Origin of the sequence: Lysinibacillus capsici, assembly GCF_003367505.1 — a bacterium.
Lineage (GTDB): Bacteria > Bacillota > Bacilli > Bacillales_A > Planococcaceae > Lysinibacillus > Lysinibacillus capsici.
On the sequence record NZ_PXXX01000015.1, the window covers coordinates 24,345 to 44,065 of the forward strand.

The following is a 19,721-nucleotide window of genomic DNA, read 5'->3' on the forward strand; positions in this document are numbered from 1 at the left end:
ATTTAACTTTCAAGCTTTTGAATAAACGCACGCATCAAGCCTGGTAAATCAGGCCAGGCATGTCCACTTACTAAATTGCCATCTGTATGAAGATTGGCATCAATATAAGTAGCGCCAGCCACTTGCACCTCTGGCTTGCAAGCAATATAGGCTGTCAGCTCACGTCCTTTTAGCACTTCAGGAATCGTTGCGAAAATTTGTGCCGCATGACAAACGGCTGCAATCGGTTTATTCGCTTCGAAAAAGTGGGATACGAGTGTTGGCACATGCTCATTTAAACGAATGTATTCTGGCGCACGACCACCAGGAATAATCAATCCATCAAAATGGGTTGGATCAACATCAGCAAAAGAAGCATGTGCCTCTAAACCATAGGCAGGTCGCTCGATGTATGTATCCACGCCATCTACAAAATCGTGTAGTACAGTTTGTAATTTCTTAGCTGATGGTGCTGCAATTGTGACATCATAGCCTGCCTCAAGACAACGATAATAAGGATAAAAAATCTCTAAAGCCTCTACGGCATCTCCTGCAAGTATTAAAACTTTTTTCCCCATGATTCCATCTCCTTTACATTGAAAGTTTATTAACTTTTATTCGACACATGCAAAAAATTTCCTGCTGCTGGTCAAGCCATCTTGGCAAATTACTTCCTTTACAAAGAAAAAAATGAAGCGTATAGTATTTATTTAGCTAGGTAAATAATTTTAGGAGGTTGATAGTGATGAATCCAATTTTCCATGCTTTATTCCAAAAAAATCGCTATTTAACTAATTGCTTAAATGAAGTGCTGAAACAGCATCATTTATATAGTTCTCAGTGGACCATTTTATATTGCTTACATAAAAATGGACCGATGACACTGACGCAAATTTGGAAATATTTAAATGTGGAAGCGCCAAGTATCACCAGAGCGATTACAAGGCTTGAGGCATTGGGCTGGGTACAACGATTAGATGGTGAGGATAAACGAGAAAAGATAGTGACTTTATCCACACAAGCAGAGGAGCGCCTACCAGCCATTACAGCGACTATTCGAGCGTTTGAGGAGGAAATGGTAGGTTCTTTAACTGCCGAAGAACAAGAGCAATTTCTGAAGCTATTGGAAAAAATGAAAGGTTGATGGACATGCAGCAAGAAGAGAATACACAAATATGGACGAAGCGTTTCATTAGTCTATTTTTAACGAATATCTCAGTTTTTTTTGTATTTTATGGACTTGTAACGACTTTGCCGCTTTATGCAATAGGGGAGCTACATCAGACAGATAAGGAGGCAGGGCTTCTATTGTCTGGCTTTTTATTGTCAGCTATCATTGTACGCCCGTTTTCAGGAAAACTGTTAGATGTATTTGGTAAGAAAAAACTGTTAGTCCTCTCAATCGGGGGCTATTTTATATGTACCGTCTTATATTTATTTATTCATCCATTCGGCCTTTTACTTGTTCTACGTTTTATACAAGGGATTTTCTTTAGTATTATTACAACAGCTGCAGGATCTTTAGCGGCTGATATCGTTCCAGCTAAACGAAAAGGAGCAGGCCTTGGCTATTTCACGATGTCTACAAATCTAGCTGTCGTTATTGGTCCATTTATCGGACTATTATTAATACAATATAGTACCTTTAACGTATTGTTCATCGTTATGAGTATCTGTATTCTAGCAGGAGGAATTCTAGCGTTAACGGTCAATACTGATGATTTACCGAAACCTGCACATGAAGGAAAACTAACCTTTAAATTTGATGATTTGTTTGAGCGAAAAGCGTTACCTGTTGCTGCGATTGCTAGTTTAGTAGCCTTTTCGTATGCCAGTGTTTTATCCTTTTTATCGGTCTATGCACAGCAAAAGGATTTAATGGCTGTGGCCAGTCTTTTTTATGCGGTGTTTGCTGCATCCATGTTAATTACGCGTCCGTACACAGGTAAACTTTATGATACGAAGGGACCACAATTTGTTATTATTCCCGGCATTATCTCCTTCGCCATCGGGCTCGTTATGCTCGCTTTTGTAGAGGGGCCCGTATTATTTTTGAGTGCTGCTATTTTTGTAGGTTTCGGCTATGGTGCTGTGACGACAAGCTTGCAAGCATTAGCCGTTCAATCCACAGCCATCCAGCGAAGTGGCTATGCTACAGCAACCTATTTTACGATGTTTGACCTTGGAATCGCACTAGGTTCTTATATTTTAGGAATGGTAGCCGTGCAGGCAGGCTATGCTTCAGTCTACCTGTCAGGTGCAGGCTTACTAGGGGTTGTCTTTATTATTTATCTATTACGACTTGCAAAGATGAAACCGAAAAAAATAGTGAATATATAGTAAAACAGTTGGGCCTGTCCCAACTGTTTTTATGATTATAGGCAATCATGTAGCGTGGCCGTTTTAGACCAAAATATGGTATAATAAGAGAGTAACTAGATAGAGGTTTCATGGGCGGTTGGCACAATATTAACCTATCTCATTCAACTTATGGAAGAGAAAGGAGTTGATGCCTTTGACTATTTTTGAAGCAATAATGGTTGCGATAAGTCTTTCAACACTTATTGTTTCTGTACTTGCATTGTCATTTACTTTTACACAAAAAAAGTAAACCGCCCCTGCCTCGCCAGCATGTGAGATGGTTTACTTTCATCACTTTGCAAATCGCCTTTGAAGCGATTCATCTTGTTACTAGGACCATTGGTGTTCCAGCACCAATGGTCTTATTTACTTATATACATCTTCACTAAGAATTATAACATGGATAAACGGTTTTTTTCAAATAATGTAAATTTAATTGTCATGGATAGAAACCACAAGTAATAGAGTTCAGTTATTTAAGATGTGTATTCAAAAATGCTTATTAGTTAAATGAAATAGGAACCCTCATTGAAATCTAATAACATAGTCAATATAACAATTCTCTTTTAATAGCTTAATTTCAAAGCTTTCAATATCCACTCTGATTACGTTACTTACACTCATCTATAATACCTCCAAAATTATTATGATTTTTCTAATCAAGATTGTTCAATTTTAAAAAACTATGAAACATAATAGTAATTTAATTAATGGGAAGAACCCACTTCAAAAATCACTATTTGTCGTAACTTTTGTGTTATGGCTCATTGATGGTTTTTTGAAGCGGGTTTTTCATTTTATTAAAATCTTTTTCAGGAATAGGGGGACTAACTAATGACCTTGGGGAATTTGATAGATCCTCTAAAAATGGTAAAATTATAGTATAAAAGAATCTAATTCATTTGGAGGTAAAAAATATGAAACGTGGTACTTTTAGAAAGAATTCAAACAAATTATTACTTGCGACTTTAGCTCTAGCTGTGGCGACGCCTGTTTACGCTATTCCTGCTACTTATTCGGTTGCAGAAGCGGCAACAAAAACGACATTTAAAGATGTGCCTAAATCGCATTGGGCTTATGAGTCTATTAAGCAAGTAGCAGAAAAAGGGCTTGTTGCAGGTTACAGCGATGGCACATATAAACCATCTGCTCAAGTAACACGTGCAGAGTTTGCGACATTCCTATCACGCGTATTCGATGGCAACGACCGTACACCATCTAAATTTTCAGATGTTGGAGCTTCACATTGGGCAAATGACGCTATTCAAGAAGGACTAGCTGTTGGTTTCATTAAAGCTAGTGATTTCTCAAATAACAGATTTGAACCAAACAAAGCAATGACTCGCGGTGACATGTCTCGCTGGTTAGCAAATGGTTTAGCACATGCGAATGCTGATTATGGCAAAGCGATTGAGGAAATGGCGAATTCAAGCCTTACACTTATCCCGATTCCTGAGTTTTATGGTGGCGGTGTAAACAAGAAGGATTTACCGTATATTGGGGTAGCACTTGGTACTGGCTTGCTGACAGGCTATGAAGATTTCACATTCAAGCCTAATGGCAATTCAACACGTGCCGAGGTAGCAACTATCCTTATCCGCTTCATGGATGCTATGAAAAAAGCCCCATCTGATTTCACAGGGCTAAAAGAACTTCGTGAAGTTGCTAGCACAGGAACGAACATCTTAACTATTTCCAACTTTAAGAAATCAGAATACGGTGGATATGAAGATGTTCTGGGTAAACCACATACGTATTTAAATAACACTGGTATTGCGACAATTGAACATGCTGTTTTTGTGGATACAACTGGCTCTAAACCAAAAGGTATTTTTAAAGATATGTTTTTTAATGAAAGCAACAATATAGCTTTTCTGAATAAAGGAGTTTACGCTATCTACTATGAATACACATTCAAGCCAAGTAGAGACGTAAGTCTTCTAAGTGTTAGCAATGGTTCTGACATGCACTTTGCTTCAAACTTAGTTGTAGATAAAAGTAAAGTTGCACAGTTTCATATAACATCCCCAACAGGTTCATCAAAAAATGAATTTACGAAGGGTGAAACCTATCGCTTTTGGGCTTTAAATGGAGTAAAGGTTAAATCTGATGAAAAACTAAGAGGAAGAACAGATGATGGAAGTATGTTCATTTATGAAGTAGCGAAATAGGAGTTGATAATTCCATTGAAACTAATAAAAAAGGTACGATTGCGATCGTATCTTTTTATAGGTCTATACATAGCAGTGGGAAATATAGAGATTTTAAAAAAACTTAACGAGTCTATAAAAAATTTATTTCGAAGCACACACAAGTAAGAAAAATAAAAAGTAGAGCAACAAAAAGCCGCTCTACTAAAGATTCTTTTGTAAAAATGCCTTTGTACGGTCGTTTTGAGGGTTTGTAAAGAAGTTGTTTGGATGATCAGATTCGATAATTTGACCACCATCCATAAAGACGACCTTATTTGCTACCTCTCGTGCAAAGCCCATTTCGTGTGTTACCACAATCATCGTCATCTGATCCTCTGCTAGGCTTTTCATAACCTTTAATACTTCGCCTGTCAGCTCAGGATCTAAGGCAGAGGTAGGCTCATCAAATAATAAAATTTGAGGATTCATCATAAGGGCACGTGCAATTGCTACCCGCTGTTTTTGGCCGCCAGAAAGATTAGCTGGATAAGCCTTGGCCTTGTCGGCAAGACCAATTTTTTGTAGTAAATCTTGACAGCGTTTTGTAATGGCTTCTGTCGATTCTGTTTTTAATAAGCTCGGTGCCATTTCAAGGTTTTGCTGAACGGTTAAATGGGGGAACAGGTTAAAGTGTTGAAAGACCATCCCCATTTTAGCTGTGATTGCTTTGATGTCTTGTGGCTTTGTATATCGACCATCTTGCACTAAATAATCGCCATCTACTACAATACTGCCACCATCGATTTCTTCTAAATGTATTAAGCTTCGAAGCATTGTACTTTTCCCAGATCCAGAGGGACCGATAACTGCAATGACATCATTCTTCTCTACTGAAAATGTAATTTGTTTCAGAACCTCCACCTGATCGAAAGATTTCTTCAAATTTGTTACTTCCATTAATGCCATATGTGTCACCTCTATTCGAATTTAAAGCGTTTTTCTAGCCATTTAAAGAACACGGTCAATACAAGGGTCATGACTAAGTAAATTGCTCCAGCAATAAAGAACGGTGTAATTGTGAAGTCACGATTGACAGCTGTTTGCGCAAAATGTAGTAATTCTGGAACAGCAACTGCATAAAGTAGGGCTGTATCCTTAATTAGTGTAACGGATTCATTTGATAATGCGGGTAAGGCGACACGAAACATTTGTGGCAAAATAACACGTGTCGTCGTTTGCCATTTGGATAAACCGAGTACCTGGGCTGCCTCATATTGTCCTTTATCGATGGCAAGAAGACCACCACGGAATATTTCTGCAAAGTAGGCAGCATAATTTAAAATAAAGCCAAGACAAGCGGCCACAAAACGATCGAGTACTAAATATTCACCGATTACTGGCAGCATAGGTAAACCAAAGCAAATTAATAATAATTGTAGTAATAGTGGTGTACCACGCATGATATAAATATACGTATGTGCAAGCCAAGCAAGTGGTTTTATCCGACTTTTTACGGCGAGTGTTAGTAAAAAGCCAAATGGAATCGATACCAGAATGGCAATGAAGAACAGTAAAACTGTCATTTTTGCCCCTTCTAGCATCGGTAATATCATAGTTTGCCAGTAATCCGCCATAACGATGTCCCTCCAAAAAGAGTAAGAGTTCCGCTAAGGAAACTCTTACAGTTGATGTATCCTGTCATTATTTTAATACTTTATCTTCACCGAACCATTTTGTTGAAATGTCAGCCGCAGTACCGTCTTCATTCATTTTGTCTAACGCGGCTTGTAGTTTTTCTAATAAGGCTTCATTTCCTGGTTTCACACCAATACCGTATTGCTCAGGTGCGAGTGATTCCTCTAATAATTTGAATGTGTCAGGCTCTTGTGTCATGTAATATTCTGCAACTACAGCATCAATTACCACAGCATCAACACGGCCTGTTTTTAAGTCTGATAATGCTAAAACATTATCCGCAAATTCTGTAATTTTTTTCACTTCTTTGTGAATTGGATTACCGTTTAATGCATCGGCTGCAGAAGAAAGGGATTGAATACCTACTTCTTGTCCAGCTAAATCACTTAGCTTCGTAATCTTTGAATCTGCCTTTGTTATCACAACTTGAGAGTTTTCAAGATAAGGCTTTGTAAATAAAACCTTTTCCTTACGTTCATCTGTAATGGTATAACCGTTCCAAATTAAATCAATACGTCCACTTAATAATTCAGCCTCTTTTGTTTTCCAATCGATTGGTTGGAATTCTGCTTCAACGCCCATATGCTCTGCTGCAGCGCGAGCTAAATCAATATCGAATCCAACGATGTCGTTTTTATCATCGCGGAAGCCCATTGGTGCAAATTTATCGTCAATTCCGATAATAATTTTTTCTTGATCTGCTGCTGTTTCGTCTTTTTCTGCTGTCTTTTCTTTTGAAGTACCGCATGCTGCTAAAACGATGACAGCTGTCAGCATCATAAATAAAGTCAATACACGTTTCATTTTAGTTTCCCCCTATAATCTAACGCTTTCGTTTGCTAAACTACTAATGTGTTAAAGGATAACATCGTACTCTAACAATGTCAATATCGTTTTCGATTAATCAGAAAATGAGCAGCGTTATCTAGCATTTTTTTGAATATCATAAAATTATGAAATTGGGGGATAGTAAGTAACTAAAGAATAGGGAAAAGAAAAAGGGACTGCTCCTATAGAACAGTCCTGTGAAATGAGGCTAGCCATTTTTGCTTTGGATTGCTTTTCGTGCCAAGGCATCGGCCGCTTTGTTTTGTGAGTCGGGCACCCATTTGATAAAGAATAAATCAAAGCTAGTGGCAAGCGCTAAAGCTTTTTCTAAATAAGGTTTAAATTCCTCATTTTTCACATATTCTTTTTCCATAGAAGCAACAACGATTTTGGAATCTGAACGCACCGAGACAAGAGGGGAGCCTAGCTTTTGTGCTTCTTCAAGACCACGAACCAATGCCGAAAATTCAGCAATATGGTTGTTTGTTTCACCAATATACTCGCTGATTTGGATCTGGTGACCTTCACCTTTAATAAATACTCCTATCCCACTTGGCCCGGGATTTCCTGCACTGGCAGCATCTATATAAACCTCTAACATATCATCCCTACTTTGCGTTTTGACTTCTCTATAATTGTACAACAAGGCTATGGGCAAAGCATCCTTGTGGGGCAATTGGTGTTTGAAAAAAATACGTAGGAAGTAAACAAAATAGTTGCTTGTTGAAATTGAACGCTTCATAATAGTAGGAAGTGAATTTTGGACGTGAAAGGAGCGAGAGTTCAACATGGATAAAGTGACGGTTATGAAGGATATTGATGAACTGCATGATACGTATTGTTCGGATTGCTTAGTGATTAAGCAATTACGTAAAGAACGTGGTAAACCAGGGGCTCATCGTTTCTGCATTGAAGCCTGTTCAGTTGGAGAAAAGCTACAGTTCCTAGGGGAAGAACTTTTAAAAGTTTATAGCAAATAAACACATGAGAAAAAGCTACATGTATTAGCAAAACGCTAGTACATGTAGCTTCTTTAATTGTCAAGATTATTTCGTTTCAGCATAGCTGCTTAGATCTTGGTAATACTTTGTAAGAGAGGAAGCCGAAATATCGAATGTCGCAGCGATTTCTTTTACCGTCATAGAAAGGGACTCAAACAGCTCCTTTTCCTGACCGTAACGAATCGCACCAGCTGCAATGGCCGCTTCTTTACGCGCAGTCGGTTGACCTTCAATTAAATAGTCTTCTAAAAGCTCAAGCATCGGTGCTGTTTCACGCTCATTTTGCTCTAGGAAGTCTTTTACTTGTGTCAGGACATTGCTCTCAAAGTTTGAGAATTCCTCACCCTTATAGCCATTTGATACTAATAACTCCCAAAATGCTAGGTGCTCTTCTTTTAAGAAGGAGCCAACCTTCTTCTCTGAAGCCTCAAAGCGCTTCTTAAATTCTTCAAAGACCTTCGCATGATCCTCTGGGAAGAAAATCAGTGTAGACACAGCTAAATAATGAGCCGATTTCTTCGTGCCATCTGGTAAAATGAAGGCAAATACATGCATACCTTCAGGAATCGGTTTGTTATTTTCACGTCGAATATAAAGCTCATCATTTGTAAGTATATGATTAGCCTTGAAATATTTTTCCTCAACAACAGACACCGTACCAATAAATAAAGTAGGCTGAGACCAATCTTCAAGTACTTTGACTGTAGAAGGTCTTACCGCTTTTTTCTTCGTTTTCTTCAAATAATTTTTCCAAATAGATGGCTCTTGATGGAAGAAAAAGTCGTCTAAAGCGATGGCTTCAATAAGCTCTCGCTGTAAAACGCTCTCTAATTTAGGCTGCCATGTGCCCACATGCTCAATATAGGCACGAACATCTTTACGTTCTGGATATTCTAAGTAAAATGTTTGTAGCACACGCTCTAATTCTTCGATTTGTACTGCTTCCACTGTTACTTGTTGTTTGCCTTCACAACATTTTTTATATTTTTTGCCGCTACCGCATGGGCATGGATCATTACGTTTTACCATAATTAGAACACTTCCTTTAATCATTGTTAATCGTATATTGCTAAATAATTTGCGTACTCTTAATAATAACGGTACTTTTGTATGAAGAAAAATGATTGTCTATTTTGAAATATCTAAAAAATATAGAGGGACGCCCTGATTCTAGTATATGTACGTATTTTTCTACTTAGAACTAAAAAAAGAAAACGATCTATACCTTGAATAGGCAGGACCGTTTTCTAGTTAAATTATTGCTGAACCGCTTCGATTTCCACTGTTAGACGTTCAAGCTCATCAATTAAATGGCCAATGTAGGCAATTGTATCACGAAGTGGTTGGTCAGTCGTAATATCAACACCAGCCATTTGCGCTAACTCCACTGGTGATTTTGTACCGCCAGCCCGAAGAACTGCTAGCCAATCTTCAACAGCTGGAGCGCCCTCTTTTAAAATACGTTGAGACACTTGTGTGGAGATGGTTAACCCTGCACTATATGTGTATGGATAAAGGCCCATATAATAGTGCGGCTGACGCATCCATGTGAGTTCAGCACCTTCAGAAATAGCGACTGTATCGCCCCAGAAATCTTCCAACACGGAACGTTTTAATTGATTGAGGATGGTTGCATTAACTGCTTCTCCAGCATCAATTAATTCATATACTTTGCGTTGATAGGCAGCTTCTAGTAAATGTGTAACAAAGTTATGATAATATGTTTTCGCTACAATATTGGAAATTACCCAACGTTTAAAGCGTAGATCTTCATTATGTGTTAGTAAATAATTTGCTAACAGCATTTCATTCATTGTCGATGGCGCTTCAATAAAGTATAGAGATGGACGACTATTAAGATAAGATTGATGTTCATACGTATTTGCAAAATGCCCAGCATGACCAAGCTCATGAATAAGTGTAAAGACTTCATTCATTTGTTCATTCCATGACATTAAAATATAAGGATGGCTACCATACGGGCTTGAACAAAATGCCCCTGTAGATTTTCCTTTGTTTGGCGCATAGTCAATCCAGCGTTCATTAAAAGCTCTCTCCATTAATTGATTATAGTCTTCACCCATAACGGCTAATGCCTTTTCAACATATTCTTTTGCCTCAGCCATTGATAATCTTGGATCATACTCAGGATCCAGCGCAATTTTTAAATCTGCAAATGTCATTTGGTCGATTCCGTTGGCTTTTTGAATTAACGTTGCATAGCGACGCATATGCGGGGCAAGCTCTTTTGTAATTAAATCAATTTGACGATTATAGAGCGAACGATCGACATCTTGATCAAATAATAAATAATCAATGACAGAATTAAAGCCTCTTAGGTCAGCCATTGTTTTTTCTTGTTGAATATGTGTGTTATATACTTGTGCCGTTGTATGCTGGTAATCGCGTAGCTTGCTTGAAAAGGCTTGAAAGGCAGCACGGCGTACATCTGTATTTGCTTCAAACTCCCAGTCATTTTCGTACAGCACAAAGCTAAGAGGATGCTTTTCGCCATTGGCTTCAAATTCGCCAAAATCCATGTCCACTAATTTTGTCGTATTGTACGTTTTATATGGCGCGTCAAATGTGGCACTGAAGGCTGCCAGCGCTTTTTCCACTTCAGGATGGAGCTGGTGTGGTTTTTGTTTTAATAATTCCTCTAGATATCGTTTGTAAAGAGGGCTTAATGTCGCTGCTTCTTGTAAAACAGCTTCATCCAATGCCAGTAACTCGCTGCGCACGAAGGATAGTGCACTGCTGACTTTTCCGATAGCTGTACCAAACTTTGCTGCACGCATTTGTGCTACATCATTTGTGCGATCTGTCTCAAGATTTAAGCTTGCATATGTGCCAATTGGAACAAACTTTTTTTGTAGCTCTTCAAAGGCTGTTAACACGTCGATTACTTTTTGTGCATTTGTAATCGTACCTTTGTATTGTTGCTCGAAGCTAAGTGCATCTTCCACTAATTGTGCTAAGGTAGGTTCAAAATCAGCCTCATTGCTCAATAAATCTGTTAAATCCCAAGTTTCCTCTACTGCAACATCTTTTCGTAATGGTAAAACTTTCATTTATGGACACCCCTTTACATATAAGTGATTTCATTATAACGAAACTATTTCGGAAAGTGAAATAATTTCGTAGAATAGTTGAAATATTCTTACTCTAAATCGTTTCTCATGAAGGATGTTTGAAATATTGTCGGTCGGGAACAATGAGTGTATAGCCAACATCTTTTATTACTCATACTAATGGCTAGAACAAGACATATTGGAGGAGAAATTAATTATGACACAAAACTTAAACAAACAATTAAATAAGCTAGTGGCGACATGGTCTGTGCTTTATACAAAGCTACACAATTATCATTGGTATGTCACAGGTCCAGCCTTCTTTACACTGCATGCAAAATTTGAAGAGCTATATAATGAAACAACATTGAATTTAGATGAAATAGCAGAGCGTATTTTATCAAAGGATGGCAAGCCAGTGGCAACATTAAAAGAGCATCTAGAGCTATCCTATGTAGATGAAGCAACAGGTGAAGAAACGACAGAGGACATGGTTGCAACGACAATCTCAGATTTCCAAAAGCTGATGAAAGCTTTAAATTCTACAATGGAGCTAGCCGCAGAAGAAGGAGACGACCGTACAGAGGATCTACTCAATGCCATGTATCAGTCTCTTGAAAAGCATACATGGATGTTAAAGGCCTTTCTTGACAAGTAAAAATTGACAATTTGCATGCTGAAGAAGAAATTCTCTCCAGCATGCTTTTTTTCTGCCCTGAACTTATTATGTCAAATCAGCAACGTAGTTTAAGGCAATTTAACAATTATTACAGTTTAGTAAAATGGGTTTGTTTGTGTGTAGTGCGGGTAATTACCTAGTAAGCCATACAACATAGGAGGAATTGAACATGATGAATGAACAAAATCCAAAAATTGAGGTGGCCCATACAAGGGATGAAATGCTTCACATTTTAGAGAATATGCGAATGGAAGGTTATCACCAAGACGATATTCATATTATTGCGAGAGATCCCCAACAGTTTGAGGATGTAAAATGGGATGCCGATGTGCAAACGCATGAGGCTGGAAATTGGGTAGATCAATTTAAATCTTGGTTTACAGGCGACTCAGCCGTTACAGAGGGTTTAAAACGATTTAATCTGACAGAGGGACAAATCGCTTACTATGCGCATCTTGTAGAACAAGGAAGTATTGTCTTATATGCAGAACATGAGGATGATGTCGATACACTCCAAACATATCCAGAGACTGCTGAAGAGCAAGAGGAGCGTTTAAGAAATCAACAGCGTATGGCAGAAGCAGAGCAATATAGAAGATTTTTATAATGAATCAAACTAACGAGATATGACTATTCCTTGCTAGTTTGAATATAGACAAAGTCGATTGTTTCGACTTTGTCTATTATTTTATCTAGCATTTCTTGAAAAGAAGGGCTATTTTTTAAATGCCATCTTTATATTTAGAAATGTTATTTTTCGTATTTAGTATTGAGAGAATAGGATCACTTGTTTTCTTTTTAAAAGGTTGCGAAAGCAGGTCTTGTAAATTAGTAGATTCTCTCATATCAAGGCTTTGTTTGGTTTCCATGAGGAGAACCCTTTGTCCTGTTGGTTTGACAAGGTATTGACGTACATAGCCATTTTCGTATCTGACCTCAATTTTCGATTTGTTCTTTATTTCGTCTTCCTCTTCACGGCCACCGACATGTCTCATTAAATCCAGTAGGTTTTGTGTTTGAATTGGTTGATTATCCTTGGTTGGTAAATAATATGACGTATGTAAGGTTTGAATTTGCATGTATGAATCTCCTTTATTTTCGTCCCTGTAAAAATTATACTATTTTACATGTAATCGTGCTATAAATTCAATACATAGTAGAAAAGGAAGCTTGAGAAATAACTCTCAGCTTCCTTTTTTATTCATATGCACTATATTATTGTATGACTTTTTCCTGTGCATCCTTTTTCATAAAACGTAATACATGGAAATGCTCTAATTGTGCTACTAAATTCCCTATAAGAATGAAGCTGCCACCAATCATTAATTTCATTGTTATGCCTTCTCCGATAAACATCATGGCAAACATAGCGGCAAAAATTGGTTCTAAGGAGAATATAAGACCTGTATGTGTAGCAGAAGTATACTGTTGTGCAACAGTTTGACCAACAAAGCAAAACGCACTACAGATGATGCCAAGCCCTAAAATAGCAATCCAGGATATCGCTGAATTTGGCATTGTTGGTGTTTCGAATAGAAAGGTTAACACAAGTGCATAAATTCCAGCAAAGCCAAGCTGATAAATTCCGTATGAAATGGACTCTACATTTCGTGTGAATGAGCTATTTAAAAGTAAATAAATTGAATAACATAACGCAGCAATTGCTACTAATAAATCACCTTTATGGAATGTGAATGAGCCGTGTGCTGTTAAGACGGTAATACCAATCATGGTACAAATGATCGCAAAGCTAACTGCTCGAGAAGGTAATTTTTTTTCAATAAAGCTGCTGAAAATCGGCACTAACACGACCGTTAGGCTCAAGATGAAGCCAGCATTTGAAACAGAAGTAGATTGTAAACCAAATAAACTTAACGCGAACACAATGAATAATAAAAATCCTTGAATAGCCGCATATTTTAATGTTTTACCATTTACTTTGATCATCCGTTTGTAAAAAATAAGTCCTGCTACAAAAAATGCGATGATACAACGTAATGCCACCACATTATAAACTGCCAACGTTTCTAGCCCCATGACCATAAAGGTATAAGAGAGCCCCCAAAACATTGTGACAATAACCATCAATACATTTGCTTTTCCTTGGATACTCATTATGTTCACCTACCATCTGTGTACTAAAACAGTTTTATACTAAAAATTACTATATATCTTGTATTGTGATTAGTAAAACGAATGTTTATAATGAATAGGATTAAAAAAATTCATGTATATAGAGGGATTGCGGATGAGCTTAGTGAAATATGAGATTTTAACAAAGGTGGCAGAGGTGGCAAGCTTTACAAAAGCAGCTGATGCGCTAGGGTTAACACAATCTGCTGTGAGTCATGCCGTGTCGAGTTTAGAAAAAGAGTTTGGCTTTGCGCTCATTCATCGAAGTCGTGTGGGTGTGACATTAACGAGTGAGGGACAAACAATGCTAAGGGCAATGCGTCAGGTTTTGGATGCTCAGGAATTATTGCAACAGGAAGCAGCTCACATTCATGGCGTGACACGAGGTAAGGTTCGAATTGGTGTGATATCGAGTATTTCTTCCAATTGGATGCCAGAAATTGTTCGAATTATGGATAATCAATTTCCAGGGATACAGGTGGAGTTACGAGAGGGAGATTACTATGAAATTGAACAATGGCTTTTAAGTGGTGAAGTAGAAGCAGGATTTTTGAATGGTCAAAAGTCAGAGCAATATCAGTTCACTGAGCTCCAACAAGACCCATTATTATGTATTGTTTCGGATAAAAGTCCATTGTTTGATAAGACAGAAATTGATATCGTAGATTTAGAGGATATGCCATTTATTATGACTTCCTATAAAGGGACAAATGATGTCAAGGTGCTATTAGAGCAATATCATGTTAAGCCGAATATCCGCTTTGAGCTTTCCGAGGAGGTAGGGATTCTTTCCATGATTTCTCATCATTTAGGGATCAGTATTTTACCTCAGTTGGTTATTCAAAATTTACCGCCAACATTGAGAGCGATTCCGTTAAAGCAAGGTGGCTACCGAACGATTGGTATTGCCATGAAACACCATGCTTCGCCCGTCACAAAGAAATTTGCAGAGATATTAAGTGCTTGGCTAAAAGAACAAAACAGCTCCCTAAAATAGTGGCTATTGAAGCCTATCCTTACATTACGTTAAAATAGTATTTGTATATATTTAAGAAAATAGGTGAGTGTATGGGGACATTACAGGGCAAAACCGTACTCATTACAAGTGGGGGAACACTTGAAAAATGGGATCGTGTACGAGGTCATACGAATTTATCAAAAGGCACAATGGGGTGTTATTTAGCAGAGGCGGCGCTGGCTGCTGGCGCTAACGTAGTATACATGCATGGTTACTTTGCACAGCTTCCAGAAAACCAAAATGATATGACATTGATACAATTTGAAGGCATAGAGGATTTAGGACAAAAGGTGCGTCATGCAGTTCAACAACAACATGTCGATATCGTCATTATGGCGGCTGCGGGCTCTGATTGGGTCATTGACAAAGTATATGATCAATCAGGTAATTTAATGGAGGAAACGGGGAAAATGCCTTCTGACGAACCACCTATTATTCATTTTAAAAAAGCACCAAAAGTATTAGGACAAATTAAGGGATGGCAACCGAATGTAACGTTAGTAGGCTTTAAGCTCGAAGCAACGAATGATGAGGAATTCTTGTTAGCTCGTGCCAGACTGCGTATGGAAACAGCCAATGCACAATTTATGGTAGCAAATAGCTCTCAGTCTTTATATGGGGGGGATGAACCTCATTGGATTGTACCTGCTGATGGACAGCCTCTTAAAGTAATGGGCAAGCAAAAAACAGCAGAAGCTTTAATGATGTATTTACAAAATCAATAAATGTGAACTGTGTAGAGAAATATTTCTACACAGTTTTTTCTTGTCTAAAAGGTTAGCATCCTATAATATTTACTTAACGGTCGGTAAAAAAGGAGGGTAATAATGGGAAATAAAGAACAAACTTTTCACAAGATTATAGAAATTGCTTATGGGATGTTTGCGGAAAATGGATTTGAAAAAACAAGCTTAGCAATGATTGCTACAGAGGTCGGTATTTCAAAACCAGCCATTTACTATTATTTTCAATCAAAAGATCAATTAATCGCTTTCATATTTGATGAATTGTATAAAGAAATTCAACATGATGTTGCTGTGGATTATAAAGAGCTTTCTTCTGCTAATTTTAAGGAGGAATTACTTAAGCTAGGCTATAAATCTATTGAGGCACAGGACAAGGACCCTTATTTTAATAAAATATTTAATCAATATGTACTATTAGCGGCCCGCGATGAAAACTATAAAAGACAATTAGTAGAGCTAGAAACCAGCTTTTTAACGAGCTTTGTTGCTATACTACGATATGGCGTACAGCTAGGCGTGCTAGAAGATACTCCCCATATAGAAGCGAAGGCACAAATGCTAGCCCTCGTCTATGATAATATCGGTAATTTCATGTTAACAGGCAACCAATTGAACTATAGGGCTATTTGGAAGGAGGCTGTACATAGCGTTATCCAAGGGGGCAAAGATGACAAAAAGAAATGATGATCGGCGCATTGAAGGTCTTGATTTTGCAAGAGCTCTCGCCATGCTTGGCATGTTCATTGTCAATTTTGGCGTCATAACAGGTTCTACAACGAATGGTTCAACATGGTTAATTGCCTTCCAACATCTTTTCGAGGGACGTGCTTCGGCCGTATTTGTCATGCTAGCAGGAATAGGGACAGCCTTAATGACTCGTCAGGCTAGAGAGAGTAAGGACCCAATCCTTCTTCGTCAAAATCGACTTACTTTGTGGAAGAGGGCGCTTTTGTTATTTACGATAGGGATAATATTATATGCAATCGGCTGGACAGGAGATATCTTACATTATTATGGCGTGTATATGTTTGTTGCTGCTTGGTTGATTGCCCAATCCAAGAAAATGATAATCTTCATAATTGGTGCCACCCTTATCCTTTCACAATGGCTTCAAATTCAATTTAGTTACCTTGCTGGTTGGCATCCAACATATGTGCTACTAGAGTATCTTGATTTTTGGACACCAGCAGGATTTATAAGAAATTTGATGTTTAATGGCTATCATCCACTATTCCCCTGGATTTGCTTCTTTCTGATAGGTATGGTAGTGGGCACATTAGATTTAACAAATCATACTTTAAGAAAAAACTTACTGGTGATAGGTTTATTGTTAGTCATCATGACTGAGACTTGTTCAACGTTATTCATTAAGATGACAACCATTCATTTATTAGATGTAGAGAGTGCATTGTATTTATTTGATACAGGACCGATTCCACCGAATATGATGTATGTCCTATCTAATTCGGCTTCGGCTATTGTCATCATTGTTGGCTCCATCTATCTTGTAGAGACATGTAAAAATAAAGTTATTCAATCTTTCATATTAACAGGACAAATGTCTTTAACGCATTATGTTGGCCATGTTGTTATAGGCATTGGAATACTAATTATTTGCCAAAAGCTGGAGAACCAAACACTTGCTTTTTCCATGCTGTATGCCTGCTGTTATTTTTTAGGATGTGTCGTTGTTTCTGTATGGTGGAGGACTAAACATCATCGAGGCCCACTTGAATTTATGATGAGGAAATGGAGCTTGTAATAAATTAATGGATTGCCATCTATTTCTCACTGACTAGGCATAAAATACTTTAGGTTTAGGGAGTCTTTTAATCTAAACGACATATTGCATAGTATTCAACTAGGTTTTCTAATATTTTGTATTGACATTCCTATAGCAGAATTATAGAATTATTTTCAAGAAACGCAGTACTCTTATCAAGAGAGGTGGAGGGACTTGGCCCAATGAAGCCTCGGCAACCGAACAACAGGTGCCAAATCCAACAGATGGTGTCTGAGAGATAGGAGGGGCTATCAATCAGTTTGATGCGTTGGCCTCTTTATGAACAATAAGGATAAAAAAGAAGGGGTGTATCGTATGGCTCAGTCAGTAAAAGTAGATGATAAGAAACTAGAGGCAATTGCGAAGGCGATTCAAAATCTTGAATTTGGTGAAGTGCATATTACGATTCAAGATGGTGTGATTGTGCAAATTAATAGGCTTGAAAAGCAGAGATTTCCGCAGAAAAAATAACAATGATTTCAGTAGAACTTATGTCAAACGGCCACCTATAAGCATGAAGGATTTCCTGTGCTTACAAGTGGCCCTTTTTTTGTGTAAAGGCTAGCTATAAAAGCTTTTTGGTATGGGACCGATATGACGGCGATGATAAAGCAAAGGCTCTTTTTGAGCATTTGTAATGTCTACGACCTGCCCAACAAAAATGGTATGGTCGCCAGCATCGATTTGCTGAAATGTTTTACATTGTAAATTAGCTGCTGTATCATGTAAAATCGGTAGTCCTAAAGAGGAAGTTGACCATTTTGCTTGTGCAAAGCGATCAGGGATTTTACTGGCAAATAGTGTACATAAATGCTCTTGATCACTCGCTAAAATATTGACCGCAAAATTTGGCGCAGTCGTGAAATAAGGATGGAGCTGAGATTTTTTATCGAGTGACCACAAAATAAGGAGCGGGTCGATTGAAACAGATGCAAAGGAATTGACGGTTAAGCCAATCGGTTTTGTGTCATGACATGTCGTGACAACTGTTACGCCTGTAGGATAATTACCTAATGCCAATTTAAAAGCAGCTACTAAATCTGTCATTCAAATCACCTCTTTATGAAATTAGTGAACGGAGTTTGTAGGTAAACGAAACTTTTTTTCATATCCTACTAGTAACTCCTTTTCTTGAGTAAATTTTAAACTAATCAAACATACAGGTAAAGGTAATGGGGAAAGAAAGGGGAATGGCCATGACTTTATATTTTGATCATTTGGTTCATCAAGTGGAATCACCAGAAAATATAAAGGTTTTCTTCAATAAACGAAATGTCCATACAGTGAATGGTGGGCAGCACACGATGTGGGGGACTTATAATACGTTAAGCTACTTTGGCTTAAGCTATATTGAACAAATTGCTATCTATGATCGTGATTTATTTGAGCAAGCGGCACAATACCCATATTCCCTACATTATACGTTTAAACGTGATCAAGAGCGCCAGGGATTTTCTCGAATTGCTCTGCGCACAAAAAATATTGAGGAAGAGGGTCGACGCTTGCGAGCATTGGGCTATGAAGTATATGGACCAGATGCATGTAGCAGAACAAGACCAGATGGCACTGTGGTAGAATGGAAGCTACTGCATTTTGGTAAGCCAGATCTGCCAATTGATTTTCCATTTTTGATTGAATGGGCGGAGGAAGATGAAGAGCGTTTGGTTCAATTAAAGGCAAGTGGTGCCATTGATGTCAAACAGGCTATAACGATGGAATCCGTCCAATTCTACGTCAAGGACATGCAGGCAACAGTTAAGCTGTGGCAAGAGGTGTTACAGCTACCAGTGCCTACGCAATATGAGCAGTATATGTCACTACAGCTACCGAATATGCGTTTAGATTTCTATGAGGAAGAGAGCGCGATGACAATGACACTTGGTCATGTCAAAGAGGGACCATTTGGTGTGACATTAAAGGATCCTAAACGAACAAAGGAAACTTTAGTTTGCCCTGGTGCTTTTTATTGGATAAATCGATAATGAGAAAAGGCTGGGCCATAACTAACTGGGACCTTCATAAAGCCGAATAATCTTTAAATTAACAAACATGATAACTAGAAAAACCGAGCTATTCCGAAACACTTCGTAAGCGTTTTAGTGGATAGCTCGGTATTTTTATGGGCTGAAACACTGTTGCTCCAGCCTCTTTACATAAGTATTGAAAAACCATCAATAGAATTTCTGATGCTGGCTACTTGCTTTCCTGTGGATTTAGCGTTACAGAGGAGACCATGGAGCGAAATCACCTCCTCACCTTGCTAGAAAGTTTTAGCTAGTGACATGATCTTTAATT

At 38.0% G+C, this 19,721-nt stretch carries 22 protein-coding genes and 1 riboswitch; of the genes, 12 read left to right on the forward strand and 10 right to left on the reverse strand.

Going from position 1 to position 19,721, the window contains the following annotated elements; all coding sequences use genetic code 11:
• Nucleotides 1-2: 2 nt before the first annotated feature.
• Nucleotides 3-557, reverse strand: a complete 555-nt coding sequence (locus C7B89_RS13465) for a DJ-1/PfpI family protein (protein WP_054550803.1) — start codon at nucleotides 555-557, stop codon at nucleotides 3-5.
• 167 nt (nucleotides 558-724) lie between these two features.
• Between C7B89_RS13465 and C7B89_RS13470 the strand changes: the two genes are divergently transcribed.
• From C7B89_RS13470 to C7B89_RS13480, 3 genes are all read left to right on the forward strand, one after another.
• Nucleotides 725-1,123 carry a MarR family winged helix-turn-helix transcriptional regulator gene (locus C7B89_RS13470; RefSeq protein WP_004269373.1) on the forward strand — a complete coding sequence of 133 codons (399 nt, stop codon included), beginning with the start codon at nucleotides 725-727 and terminating at the stop codon, nucleotides 1,121-1,123.
• Between the two features lie 5 nt (nucleotides 1,124-1,128).
• Nucleotides 1,129-2,319, forward strand: a complete 1,191-nt coding sequence (locus C7B89_RS13475) for an MFS transporter (protein ID WP_421926419.1) — start codon at nucleotides 1,129-1,131, stop codon at nucleotides 2,317-2,319.
• 938 nt (nucleotides 2,320-3,257) lie between these two features.
• Nucleotides 3,258-4,511 (forward strand): S-layer homology domain-containing protein, encoded by a 1,254-nt coding sequence (locus C7B89_RS13480; RefSeq protein ID WP_115673900.1) that lies wholly within the window; start codon nucleotides 3,258-3,260, stop codon nucleotides 4,509-4,511.
• Nucleotides 4,512-4,694: 183 nt separating this feature from the next.
• Here the strand turns inward: C7B89_RS13480 and C7B89_RS13485 are convergent, their stop codons facing one another.
• From C7B89_RS13485 to C7B89_RS13500, 4 genes are all read right to left on the reverse strand, one after another.
• Nucleotides 4,695-5,438, reverse strand: a complete 744-nt coding sequence (locus C7B89_RS13485) for an amino acid ABC transporter ATP-binding protein (RefSeq protein ID WP_115673901.1) — start codon at nucleotides 5,436-5,438, stop codon at nucleotides 4,695-4,697.
• A gap of 11 nt (nucleotides 5,439-5,449) precedes the next feature.
• Nucleotides 5,450-6,106: an amino acid ABC transporter permease gene (locus tag C7B89_RS13490; protein ID WP_004269380.1), complete on the reverse strand. Its 657-nt coding sequence runs from the start codon at nucleotides 6,104-6,106 to the stop codon at nucleotides 5,450-5,452.
• Nucleotides 6,107-6,173: 67 nt separating this feature from the next.
• Nucleotides 6,174-6,971 (reverse strand): amino acid ABC transporter substrate-binding protein, encoded by a 798-nt coding sequence (locus C7B89_RS13495; RefSeq protein ID WP_054550807.1) that lies wholly within the window; start codon nucleotides 6,969-6,971, stop codon nucleotides 6,174-6,176.
• A gap of 232 nt (nucleotides 6,972-7,203) precedes the next feature.
• Nucleotides 7,204-7,596, reverse strand: a complete 393-nt coding sequence (locus C7B89_RS13500) for a ribonuclease HI family protein (protein WP_054550808.1) — start codon at nucleotides 7,594-7,596, stop codon at nucleotides 7,204-7,206.
• 187 nt (nucleotides 7,597-7,783) lie between these two features.
• On the opposite strand from C7B89_RS13500, the gene C7B89_RS13505 reads away from it, so the two are divergent.
• A complete protein-coding gene (locus C7B89_RS13505; protein WP_004269383.1) occupies nucleotides 7,784-7,975 on the forward strand; it encodes a zinc-finger domain-containing protein in 192 nt (63 codons plus the stop codon).
• A 66-nt stretch (nucleotides 7,976-8,041) separates the two neighbouring features.
• Here C7B89_RS13505 and C7B89_RS13510 read toward each other — a convergent pair whose 3' ends face one another.
• Together C7B89_RS13510 and pepF are read right to left on the reverse strand one after the other, a co-directional pair.
• The gene (locus tag C7B89_RS13510) at nucleotides 8,042-9,025 is read right to left on the reverse strand and encodes an SEC-C domain-containing protein (protein ID WP_004269384.1); all 984 of its coding nucleotides are present in this window, start codon (nucleotides 9,023-9,025) and stop codon (nucleotides 8,042-8,044) included.
• A 227-nt stretch (nucleotides 9,026-9,252) separates the two neighbouring features.
• Entirely contained in the window at nucleotides 9,253-11,067 is a 1,815-nt protein-coding gene (pepF, locus tag C7B89_RS13515; protein WP_066037705.1) for an oligoendopeptidase F, read from the reverse strand.
• Nucleotides 11,068-11,284: 217 nt separating this feature from the next.
• Here pepF and C7B89_RS13520 point away from each other — a divergent pair, with 217 nt between their 5' ends.
• Nucleotides 11,285-11,725: a Dps family protein gene (locus C7B89_RS13520; protein ID WP_054550810.1), complete on the forward strand. Its 441-nt coding sequence runs from the start codon at nucleotides 11,285-11,287 to the stop codon at nucleotides 11,723-11,725.
• 190 nt (nucleotides 11,726-11,915) lie between these two features.
• Entirely contained in the window at nucleotides 11,916-12,353 is a 438-nt protein-coding gene (locus C7B89_RS13525) for a general stress protein (RefSeq protein ID WP_115673902.1), read from the forward strand.
• A 115-nt stretch (nucleotides 12,354-12,468) separates the two neighbouring features.
• Here the strand turns inward: C7B89_RS13525 and C7B89_RS13530 are convergent, their stop codons facing one another.
• Both C7B89_RS13530 and C7B89_RS13535 read right to left on the reverse strand, forming a co-directional pair.
• Nucleotides 12,469-12,825, reverse strand: coding sequence for a hypothetical protein (locus C7B89_RS13530; RefSeq protein ID WP_115673903.1), 357 nt, complete (start codon nucleotides 12,823-12,825; stop codon nucleotides 12,469-12,471).
• Nucleotides 12,826-12,961: 136 nt separating this feature from the next.
• Nucleotides 12,962-13,861 (reverse strand): DMT family transporter, encoded by a 900-nt coding sequence (locus C7B89_RS13535; RefSeq protein WP_004269389.1) that lies wholly within the window; start codon nucleotides 13,859-13,861, stop codon nucleotides 12,962-12,964.
• A 133-nt stretch (nucleotides 13,862-13,994) separates the two neighbouring features.
• On the opposite strand from C7B89_RS13535, the gene C7B89_RS13540 reads away from it, so the two are divergent.
• The 5 genes from C7B89_RS13540 (at nucleotide 13,995) to C7B89_RS13560 (ending at nucleotide 17,897) form a co-directional block, all read left to right on the forward strand.
• Complete coding sequence (locus C7B89_RS13540) at nucleotides 13,995-14,876, forward strand: LysR family transcriptional regulator (RefSeq protein ID WP_048390089.1); 882 nt, start codon at nucleotides 13,995-13,997, stop codon at nucleotides 14,874-14,876.
• 71 nt (nucleotides 14,877-14,947) lie between these two features.
• Entirely contained in the window at nucleotides 14,948-15,622 is a 675-nt protein-coding gene (locus C7B89_RS13545) for a phosphopantothenoylcysteine decarboxylase domain-containing protein (RefSeq protein WP_048390090.1), read from the forward strand.
• Between the two features lie 102 nt (nucleotides 15,623-15,724).
• The gene (locus C7B89_RS13550) at nucleotides 15,725-16,327 is read left to right on the forward strand and encodes a TetR/AcrR family transcriptional regulator (protein WP_066037708.1); all 603 of its coding nucleotides are present in this window, start codon (nucleotides 15,725-15,727) and stop codon (nucleotides 16,325-16,327) included.
• Complete coding sequence (locus tag C7B89_RS13555; protein ID WP_115673904.1) at nucleotides 16,311-17,405, forward strand: DUF418 domain-containing protein; 1,095 nt, start codon at nucleotides 16,311-16,313, stop codon at nucleotides 17,403-17,405. The genes C7B89_RS13550 and C7B89_RS13555 overlap by 17 nt, the downstream gene beginning before the upstream one ends.
• A gap of 170 nt (nucleotides 17,406-17,575) precedes the next feature.
• Nucleotides 17,576-17,671, forward strand: a riboswitch (SAM riboswitch).
• 70 nt (nucleotides 17,672-17,741) lie between these two features.
• The gene (locus C7B89_RS13560) at nucleotides 17,742-17,897 is read left to right on the forward strand and encodes a YezD family protein (protein WP_004269393.1); all 156 of its coding nucleotides are present in this window, start codon (nucleotides 17,742-17,744) and stop codon (nucleotides 17,895-17,897) included.
• A gap of 90 nt (nucleotides 17,898-17,987) precedes the next feature.
• On the opposite strand, the gene C7B89_RS13565 is transcribed toward C7B89_RS13560, so the two are convergent.
• On the reverse strand, nucleotides 17,988-18,473 hold the full coding sequence (locus tag C7B89_RS13565) for a flavin reductase family protein (RefSeq protein WP_115673905.1): 486 nt from the start codon (nucleotides 18,471-18,473) through the stop codon (nucleotides 17,988-17,990).
• Nucleotides 18,474-18,622: 149 nt separating this feature from the next.
• On the opposite strand from C7B89_RS13565, the gene C7B89_RS13570 reads away from it, so the two are divergent.
• Nucleotides 18,623-19,408, forward strand: a complete 786-nt coding sequence (locus C7B89_RS13570; RefSeq protein ID WP_115673906.1) for a VOC family protein — start codon at nucleotides 18,623-18,625, stop codon at nucleotides 19,406-19,408.
• Nucleotides 19,409-19,721 lie beyond the last annotated feature (313 nt).

What these genes read in the sequence shown, in the direction of transcription:
- C7B89_RS13545 (WP_048390090.1), top strand. Translation starts at nt 14,948, where the DNA reads ATGGGGACATTACAGGGCAAAACCGTACTCATTACAAGTGGGGGAACA.
- C7B89_RS13570 (WP_115673906.1), top strand. Translation starts at nt 18,623, where the DNA reads ATGACTTTATATTTTGATCATTTGGTTCATCAAGTGGAATCACCAGAA.
- C7B89_RS13550 (WP_066037708.1), top strand. Translation starts at nt 15,725, where the DNA reads ATGGGAAATAAAGAACAAACTTTTCACAAGATTATAGAAATTGCTTAT.
- C7B89_RS13495 (WP_054550807.1), bottom strand. Translation starts at nt 6,971, where the DNA reads ATGAAACGTGTATTGACTTTATTTATGATGCTGACAGCTGTCATCGTT.
- C7B89_RS13540 (WP_048390089.1), top strand. Translation starts at nt 13,995, where the DNA reads ATGAGCTTAGTGAAATATGAGATTTTAACAAAGGTGGCAGAGGTGGCA.
- C7B89_RS13475 (WP_421926419.1), top strand. Translation starts at nt 1,129, where the DNA reads ATGCAGCAAGAAGAGAATACACAAATATGGACGAAGCGTTTCATTAGT.
- C7B89_RS13530 (WP_115673903.1), bottom strand. Translation starts at nt 12,825, where the DNA reads ATGCAAATTCAAACCTTACATACGTCATATTATTTACCAACCAAGGAT.
- C7B89_RS13525 (WP_115673902.1), top strand. Translation starts at nt 11,916, where the DNA reads ATGATGAATGAACAAAATCCAAAAATTGAGGTGGCCCATACAAGGGAT.
- C7B89_RS13500 (WP_054550808.1), bottom strand. Translation starts at nt 7,596, where the DNA reads ATGTTAGAGGTTTATATAGATGCTGCCAGTGCAGGAAATCCCGGGCCA.
- C7B89_RS13480 (WP_115673900.1), top strand. Translation starts at nt 3,258, where the DNA reads ATGAAACGTGGTACTTTTAGAAAGAATTCAAACAAATTATTACTTGCG.
- C7B89_RS13485 (WP_115673901.1), bottom strand. Translation starts at nt 5,438, where the DNA reads ATGGCATTAATGGAAGTAACAAATTTGAAGAAATCTTTCGATCAGGTG.
- pepF (WP_066037705.1), bottom strand. Translation starts at nt 11,067, where the DNA reads ATGAAAGTTTTACCATTACGAAAAGATGTTGCAGTAGAGGAAACTTGG.
- C7B89_RS13520 (WP_054550810.1), top strand. Translation starts at nt 11,285, where the DNA reads ATGACACAAAACTTAAACAAACAATTAAATAAGCTAGTGGCGACATGG.
- C7B89_RS13510 (WP_004269384.1), bottom strand. Translation starts at nt 9,025, where the DNA reads ATGGTAAAACGTAATGATCCATGCCCATGCGGTAGCGGCAAAAAATAT.
- C7B89_RS13535 (WP_004269389.1), bottom strand. Translation starts at nt 13,861, where the DNA reads ATGAGTATCCAAGGAAAAGCAAATGTATTGATGGTTATTGTCACAATG.
- C7B89_RS13490 (WP_004269380.1), bottom strand. Translation starts at nt 6,106, where the DNA reads ATGGCGGATTACTGGCAAACTATGATATTACCGATGCTAGAAGGGGCA.
- C7B89_RS13465 (WP_054550803.1), bottom strand. Translation starts at nt 557, where the DNA reads ATGGGGAAAAAAGTTTTAATACTTGCAGGAGATGCCGTAGAGGCTTTA.
- C7B89_RS13565 (WP_115673905.1), bottom strand. Translation starts at nt 18,473, where the DNA reads ATGACAGATTTAGTAGCTGCTTTTAAATTGGCATTAGGTAATTATCCT.
- C7B89_RS13560 (WP_004269393.1), top strand. Translation starts at nt 17,742, where the DNA reads ATGGCTCAGTCAGTAAAAGTAGATGATAAGAAACTAGAGGCAATTGCG.
- C7B89_RS13505 (WP_004269383.1), top strand. Translation starts at nt 7,784, where the DNA reads ATGGATAAAGTGACGGTTATGAAGGATATTGATGAACTGCATGATACG.
- C7B89_RS13470 (WP_004269373.1), top strand. Translation starts at nt 725, where the DNA reads ATGAATCCAATTTTCCATGCTTTATTCCAAAAAAATCGCTATTTAACT.
- C7B89_RS13555 (WP_115673904.1), top strand. Translation starts at nt 16,311, where the DNA reads ATGACAAAAAGAAATGATGATCGGCGCATTGAAGGTCTTGATTTTGCA.